Consider the following 7,494-nt stretch of genomic DNA (forward strand, 5'->3'; position numbering starts at 1 on the left):
CATCATACAAGTGGCCTCCGACGGAGAAACAGACACGTTCCGTGCCTGTGGACGACGTGTGCGTGAGTCCTTCGGAGGCGTCCCGGACCTGACCAAGGTCCCGTGACCGCATCCGGCCACGGTGACGGGTGCGGCCCTCCCCGGTTCCCCGGGACGAGCGCGCCGGGTCCCCGGTCCCCGGTTCGGTAGGGTTCTCCCACCGGTGACACCCGTGAAGGAGTTCCCGTGAGCCACGACGCGGTCGCCCTGCTGGCCGAGCCTCCCACCCGGCGAAGCCTCGTCGACGCGCTGGCCGAGGCCGGCCCGGACCTGCGCGTGCGCTCGGTCTCCGAGGGCGCGGTGATCGAACTGCGCGACGGCTCCGGCAGGCTCGTGGCCGCCATGCAGGCCGCCCAGAGGCTGGCGCTGTCCGCCGAGGCCGACCGGCTGCTCACCGGCGGCGTCAGCGACGACCTGCCCGCCCAGCCCTACTGGGTGGAGGCGCGCGGCGCCGAGCTCTCCGACACCGACACCGCGGCGCTGGTCCACAGCTTCGCGCGGCACCTGGCCGACAGGCACGGCGGCGTCGTGTGGACCCCCGAGTCCCGCCTGGACGGGGACGACGGGAACCTCGCCGGCGCGACGGACCACCCCGCGGTCACCGCCCTGGCTGAGAGGGCCTTCGTGGTCGTCCAGGACCGTCCGCTGGTCCCCCTGAGCGGCTGGCTCGTCGACGCCACGGCCACGCACGGCCGCGACGGCCGCCACCTGCAACTGGTCACCCCCTCCACCAGCCGCATCACCCACGCGCTGCGCTCCCTGCTCGCCAAACCCACCGCCCGTTGGGTCGTACGCGACGGCGACGGCGGCTACTACGACGGTTTCTCCGGTGTGCCCCTGACCTGGGACCCGGAGGCCGCGTTCACCGTGGACCGGAGCGCCTCCCCCGAGGAGGGCCCCCACCCCGACTTCCGCTGGTCCGAGGCCGACGGCGAACCCGGCACCCAGCTGCTGGTGGACCTGCAAGTCGTCCACCCCGCCAGCCGGGGCCTGCTCCTGGGTGGCGCGGCCGGACTCCTGGCCGAGCACCTGACCGGTTCCGCCCCCGCCCTGTGGGGCACCAGCGAACCCCTCGCCCACGCCTGGGACCGGGGCGCGGTGACCAGCCTGTGCCGCCGCCGCGCACCCGGGGCCACCTGGCTCACCCTCACCGGACATCCGGAGGGCGTGCGCGAGCGGGGCGTGCGCCCCTTCGCCGGGACGCAGCGGGTGAGCACGGTCCCCGACGGCGTCCGGGAGAGCGTCACCTTCGCGGTGGGCCACCCGCCCGGCGAGGAGCCGGACCTGTCCGGGCTGACCGCCCTGGTCAGGGCGCTCACCGCGAACGAGGCCCTGCGCAGTATGACCGTGCAGCGCCTCCTCGGGCGCCCCGACCTGACCTACGCCCCGAGGTGGTCCGGCCTGCCCTCCCCCGTGGGTCTGGCCGTGGGGGTGGAGGGTGTCTCCTCGATGGGCACGGACCGCGCCCTGTCCGCCCCCGTCCGGGGGGTTCCGATCGGTCCGCCGCTGACCCCCGCCGTCTGGTACCGGGTCGGTGACGGTACCGAATCCGACGGCTGGGACCGCTTCCGCGGCCTGATGTCCTACCTGCGCCCCGGGGACGCGCCCTCGGGCTGACCCCCGCCGGGACTCCCCGCCGCCGTCCGCGGCCACGGGGACCGCCTCCCCCCAGGACTGGGCGTCGACGCGTCGCGAGAACCGGCACGCTCCGCTGGCCTCGCACTTGGCGGCGCCCCTGTGCCGCGTGTGCCGTCCGCGCTGAAAAGCCCCTTCGTCACCGACTTCGATAGGGTTTTCCCGCACCCCAGCGCCGCCCCCGAGTCCCTCGTCTTCCCGCCCCCTGCGCCGAGAGGAAAGCCGATGAGTCTTCGCGTCGTGCACCGGCCGACACGAACCGTGCATCCCGCTCCGGCCCAGGAACCGCACGAGGTGGAGGCCCCGCCGACCCTCCCCGACGGCAAGACACAGGGCAATCCCCTGATGACCATCCTGCCCATGGTCGGCATGATGGCGTCGATGACCATCATGATGGTCATGCGCAACCCGGCGTTCATAGCGTTGGGCGGCGTCGTGCTGGTCGTGGCCCTCCTCGCCGCCCTGGCCATGCTCTTCTCCCGGCGCGGCCAGGTCGGCCGACAGCGCCGCAACCAGCGCGACCTGTACTTGCAGTACCTGGAGGAGCTGCGCGAGGAGCTCACCGGCTGGGAGCAGCGCACCCGCGCCCACGCCCGCCTGCTCGACCCGCCCCCCGAGGCCCTGTACGACATCGTCCGCGACCCCACCCGTCTGTGGGAACGCCGCCGCAGGAACCGCGACTTCCTGCGTGTGCGCGTGGGCACCGGCCTGACCGAGGGCCGTCCCCTCCGGCTCGCCGAGCAGGGCACCGCGCTGACCCCCACCGACCCGTTCATGCTCTCCGAGGCGCAGGCCGCCATCCGCCGGTTCGCGTCGGTCCCCGAGATGCCGCTCACCCTGCCCCTGGACATGGCCGGGAACGTCAGCGTCATCGGCGAGCGCGAGGACGTGATGCGCCTGGTGCGCGCCCTGGCCGCCCAGTTCGGTGCCTTCCACGCGCCCGAGGACGCCGGGCTCGCGGTGTCCTACCCCGCCGAGAACGCCGACGACTGGTCGTGGCTGCCCTGGTTTCCCCAGGTCCTGGACCCGCAGCGGCGCGAGGGCGGCGCCGCCGTCCGCCTGATCGCCCCCGACCCCGCCAAACTGGGCGGGCTGCTCTCCGACGAGCTGCGCTCACGCACCGACTTCGCGTCCGAGGTCCGCCGGGGCATGGGCAAGCGCGAGGCCTACCGGATGCTGCGGCGTCTACTGGTCGTCCACGACACCCACGGCGGTGTGGCCGCCGAGCTCGTGCGCCCCGACGACGCCGTGGACCCCGTCGACCTGGGCGTCACCGTGCTGCACCTGGTGTCCCGGCAGATCGACGAACCCGGCGATGTGAACGTGCGTGTCACGGTCACCGGCGACCAGGTCCGTGTCGAGGAGCTGCGCGGCGCCGACCCGGTGGTGACCACCGGCACCGTGGACGACGTCTCCGCCGCCACCCTCACCGGCCTGGCCCGGATGCTGGCCCCGCTGCGCCTGTCCCCGGAGTCGGTCGAGGAGACCGCGCAGGAGGGCGGCAGCGTCGACTTCCCCGCCATGATGAGTGTCCAGGACCCCGGTGCGATGGACGTACAGCGGATGTGGGCGCCGCGCAGCGAACGGGCGTTCCTACGGGTACCCATCGGCGCGGACGACATGGGCCAGCCCGTGATCCTGGACCTCAAGGAGTCCGCGCAGCTGGGCATGGGACCCCACGGCCTGTGCGTGGGCGCCACCGGCTCCGGCAAGAGCGAGATGCTGCGCACCCTCGTACTGGCGCTGGCCGCCTCCCACCCTCCCGAGCGGGTGAGCATGGTCCTGGTCGACTACAAGGGCGGTGCCACGTTCGCCCCGTTCGAGGACATGCCGCACGTGGCCGGGGTGATCACCAACCTGGAGGACGACGCCGCGCTGATCGAGCGCGTGCACGCGAGCCTGTCCGGCGAGGTGCAGCGCCGCCAGCAGGTCCTGCGCGACGCCGGGAACGTGGCCAACATCGGCGACTACACCTACAAGCGCGAGCACGACCCGAGCCTGCCGCCGCTGCCGCACCTGCTGGTGATCATCGACGAGTTCGGCGAACTGCTGACCGCCCGCCCCGACTTCATCGAGCTGTTCCTGTCCATCGGCCGGATCGGCCGCAGCATCGGCGTGCACCTGCTGCTGTCCAGTCAGCGCATCGAGGGCGGCAAACTACGCGGCCTGGACACCTACCTGTCCTACCGGCTGGGCCTGCGCACCTTCTCCGAGGAGGAGAGCCGCACGGTCCTCAACACCCCGGACGCCTTCCACCTGCCGTCCCTGCCCGGGTTCGGCTACCTGAAAGTGGACACCAGCGTCTACCAGCGCTTCAAGGCGGGGTACGTGTCCGGCCCCTACCGCGGACCGGTGGCCGAGGAGGAGCCCGCCGAGGGCACTCCCCCGGTGCGGCTGTACACCGCCTACAACAGCGGCCCGGAGCAGACGGCGGCCGCGGCGGCCGAGCCCTCCGGCGATGACGTGCCCATGCCGTCCCGCACGATGGGACCGACCCTGCTGGACGTGATGGTGGGCCAGTTCGGCCGCCATGGGAAGAAGACACGCGAGATCTGGCTGCCGCCGCTGCCGTCCGAGACCACCCTGGACCAGGTGGCGGGTGAGCCTGAGGAGAGCGGTCTCGGACTGCGGCTGCCCGGCGCTCACGAGCCGATGCGGATCCCGCTGGGCCTGCTGGACGACGCCGCCAAGCAGTGGCAGGGCGTGTGGAAGCTCGACCTGACCGCGTCCGGCGGGCACGCGGCGGTCATCGGCGGACCGCAGAGCGGCAAGACGACCCTGCTGCGCACGCTGGTGCTGTCGCTGGCGCTCACGCACACCCCGGAGCAGGCGGCCGTGTACTGCCTGGACCTGATGGGCGGCGGCCTACAGTCGCTGTCCGTGCTGCCGCACGTGGGCGGGGTGGCGGTGCGCACCGACTCCGAACGGGTGCGCCGCACCGTGGAGGAGCTCCGGGGCATGCTCGAGCACCGGCAGGAGGTGTTCCGCGAGCGCGGGATCGACTCGGTCACCCAGTTGCGCAGGATGCACGCCCGCGGCGAGGTCCCCGAGTTGGCCAGCGCCGACGTGGTGTTCTGCGTGGACGGCTTCGGCGCGCTGCGCAAGGACTTCGAGGACGTCGACCCGATGGTCACCGAACTGCTACAGCGCGGCGGCGGTTTCGGCATCCACGTGGTGGCGGGGATGCTGCGCTGGAACGACGTGCGCATCGCCGCCCAGTCCAACTTCGGCCAGAAGGTGGAACTCCACCTGAACGACTCGTCGGACTCCACGATCGCCCGCAAGCTGGCGGAGACGATCAGCGCGGAGGCCCCCGGCCGGGTCCTCACCGACACCAAGCTGTTCGGCCAGGTGGCGCTGCCCCGGATCGACGGAGTGGCTGACAGCGACAATCTGGGCGAGGTCGTGGAGAAGGCCGTGCGGTCCGTGGACCGGGCCTGGAGGGGCAAGCGTGCCCCGAAGGTGCGGATCCTGCCGCACCGGTTGTCCGCCCGGACCCTGCCCACGGCGGAGTCGGAGCCGGGGGCCGTGCCGATCGGCGTGGACGAGCGCGCCCTGGAGCCGGTGCTGCTCGACCTGTTCGAGCGCGACCACAACCTGCTGGTCATGGGCGACGGGGAGTGCGGCAAGACCAACCTGCTGCGGCTGGTCGCCGAGGGGCTGGTGGAGCGGTACTCCTCGGACGAGGTCGTGTTCGCGGTGATGGATCCGCGCCGGACCCTGCGCAACGTCGTGCCCGAGGAGTACATGGGCGGGTACGCGAGCAACCCGCGCGTGTGCGCGGGGCTGGCGGGCGGCGTGGCCAAGGAGGTGGAGGAGCGCCTGCCCGAGGACGGGGACGTCGACTCCATGGAGCCGGGGTCGTTCAAGGGCCCGCGCATCGTGGTGCTCGCCGACGACTACGACGTGCTCACCACGGCGGGACAGAAGCCGCTGGCGCCCTTCGTGCCCTTCGTGCCCAACGGCCGCGACATCGGTCTGCACTTCGTGGTGGCGCGCCGGGTGGCCGGTGCGGGGCGCGGCATGTACGACCCGCTGGTGCAGGCCATGCGCGAGATCGGCACGAGCGCCCTGGTGATGTCCGGCGACCGCAGTGAGGGACAGATCCTGCCCCGGACGTACGCGGCCAACCAGCCCGCCGGGCGCGGCAAGTGGGTGACCCGCGGCGGCTCCGCGAGGTTGGTCCAGACCGCGCTGCGCGAGCCCTCCGCCGGACAGGGCTGACACGGCAGTACCCGGAAAGCACACAGGGCGGGCGAACCAACACGGTCTCCGTGTCGTCCACAAGGAGTGACAGGGCGGACACGAGCAGGCGGACGCCCGCGGACGAGGAACGGAGAACCACGCATGTCCGGGTGGAACGTCCAGCCCAGCGAGGCCGGCGCGGTTCTGACGACCGTGAACGACCACCTCGGAGACGAGGAGGGCACCCACGGGCTCAGCGGACACGTCACGAAACTCGGTGACGCGATCATCGGCGCCGAGGAGAGCGCGAGCAGCGAGCCGATCACCATGGCACTGGCCGGCTTCGTGGAGCACTACTCCCCCACCTGCGGCGACATGATCGAGCGGACCGCCAGCGCCATCACCGGGTGCTCCGACGCCACGACCCATTACGTCAACGGCAATCTTGAGATGGCCAAAGAGGCTCAGGCCAACGCCGGGGACATCTTCGACCCGAACGACCCCGACGACCTGCCCCCAACCTCTGACCTCTCCGGAGCCCCGGGAAGTCCTCCGGCCCCCTCCCTCGTTCCCCCTCACCCCTGTGGACGGCCCATGAGCGAATCCGTTCTCGACGACCCCTTCTTCAACGTCGTAGGAGCGGCGCAGGACGTCGGGGACCTGACCGGGATCTGGCACGACGGCCAGTGGGGCGCGTCGTTCCTCAATCAGCAGGGACGGGACAACTTCACCGGCTACATGGACGAGAACCTGGAAGGGCTCTCCCCGCTCACCGGCTTCTACGACCCCACCGAACCGGAGGGTGACCAATGGGGCGTCGAAAGCGTCGACGAATGGTATGAGAACGTCCGCCCCGTCCTCCACGAGGTCTGGCAGGGCATCGTCCCCACGGACGAGTGGGACCAGCGCCCCGGTTACGTGATCACCCAGGGCACCATCAACATCGGCATGATCGTGGGCGGTATCGCTGTCCTTCACCGGTATCGGCGCGACCGTGGGCGTTCCCATGGTCCTGTCCCGTCTCCAGTCGGACCTGCGCACCATCAACGTGCTGGGCTCCGGATCCGCAACCGGGCTGAACCTCCCCCGCGGGGTTCGACGTCAACTCGTTGCGTCTGCCGAGTCTGAACGAGTTCCTCAACCGCTTCTCACCCGAGAGGGGCACCGCCCAGGGCACCGACGGCACGACGCCCTTCGGAGGCACCCTCAGCACGGAGTAGACCAAGAGGCCATTCAGTACGAAAATTCACCCAAACTTAAATAATCAAGAGAGTTATGGGCACCCCTCCGAAAAAGGGAATAAGCCCGACCGAACAACAGCAAATAATTCAAGAGATGGGATTGGAGGTCGTCAATTCAATCCCTGACGAGTGGTGCATGATTTCATACGAGCACTCATCACTATCCGACACGTCCACCAGCATCGCAAGGGTCACCCGCCAGAATGGCGAAAAAGAGAGAAAAGCTTCACCGCTGACAATGGAGCTTGCCCGGAAACTTCGCTACGGGATGCATCAAAGCAGGAAGGGGACATGGTCCTCCCTGCGATACAATATTCTCCAGTGAGCCCTTTTCATCGTGAGCGTGCTGGTCACAGGCTCACACCGACTGCCCGAAACCTCTCCGGACAGCAAG

At 70.6% G+C, this 7,494-nt stretch carries 3 protein-coding genes; all 3 read left to right on the plus strand.

Going from position 1 to position 7,494, the window contains the following annotated elements; all coding sequences use genetic code 11:
* Window positions 1–225: 225 nt before the first annotated feature.
* Window positions 226–1,656 (plus strand): DUF6177 family protein, encoded by a 1,431-nt coding sequence (locus tag AC0T5L_RS17110; RefSeq protein WP_476166488.1) that lies wholly within the window; start codon window positions 226–228, stop codon window positions 1,654–1,656.
* Window positions 1,657–1,899: 243 nt separating this feature from the next.
* A complete protein-coding gene (gene eccCa / locus AC0T5L_RS17115) occupies window positions 1,900–5,898 on the plus strand; it encodes a type VII secretion protein EccCa (RefSeq protein WP_476166489.1) in 3,999 nt (1,332 codons plus the stop codon).
* A gap of 123 nt (window positions 5,899–6,021) precedes the next feature.
* On the plus strand, window positions 6,022–6,987 hold the full coding sequence (locus AC0T5L_RS17120) for a DUF6507 family protein (RefSeq protein ID WP_476166490.1): 966 nt from the start codon (window positions 6,022–6,024) through the stop codon (window positions 6,985–6,987).
* The last annotated feature ends 507 nt before the right edge of the window (window positions 6,988–7,494 follow it).

This window comes from Nocardiopsis sp. TRM 82005, from assembly GCF_056312425.1.

Excerpts from the sequence above, each read along its gene's own strand:
- eccCa (WP_476166489.1), top strand. The coding sequence starts at position 1,900 with ATGAGTCTTCGCGTCGTGCACCGGCCGACACGAACCGTGCATCCCGCT.
- AC0T5L_RS17120 (WP_476166490.1), top strand. The coding sequence starts at position 6,022 with ATGTCCGGGTGGAACGTCCAGCCCAGCGAGGCCGGCGCGGTTCTGACG.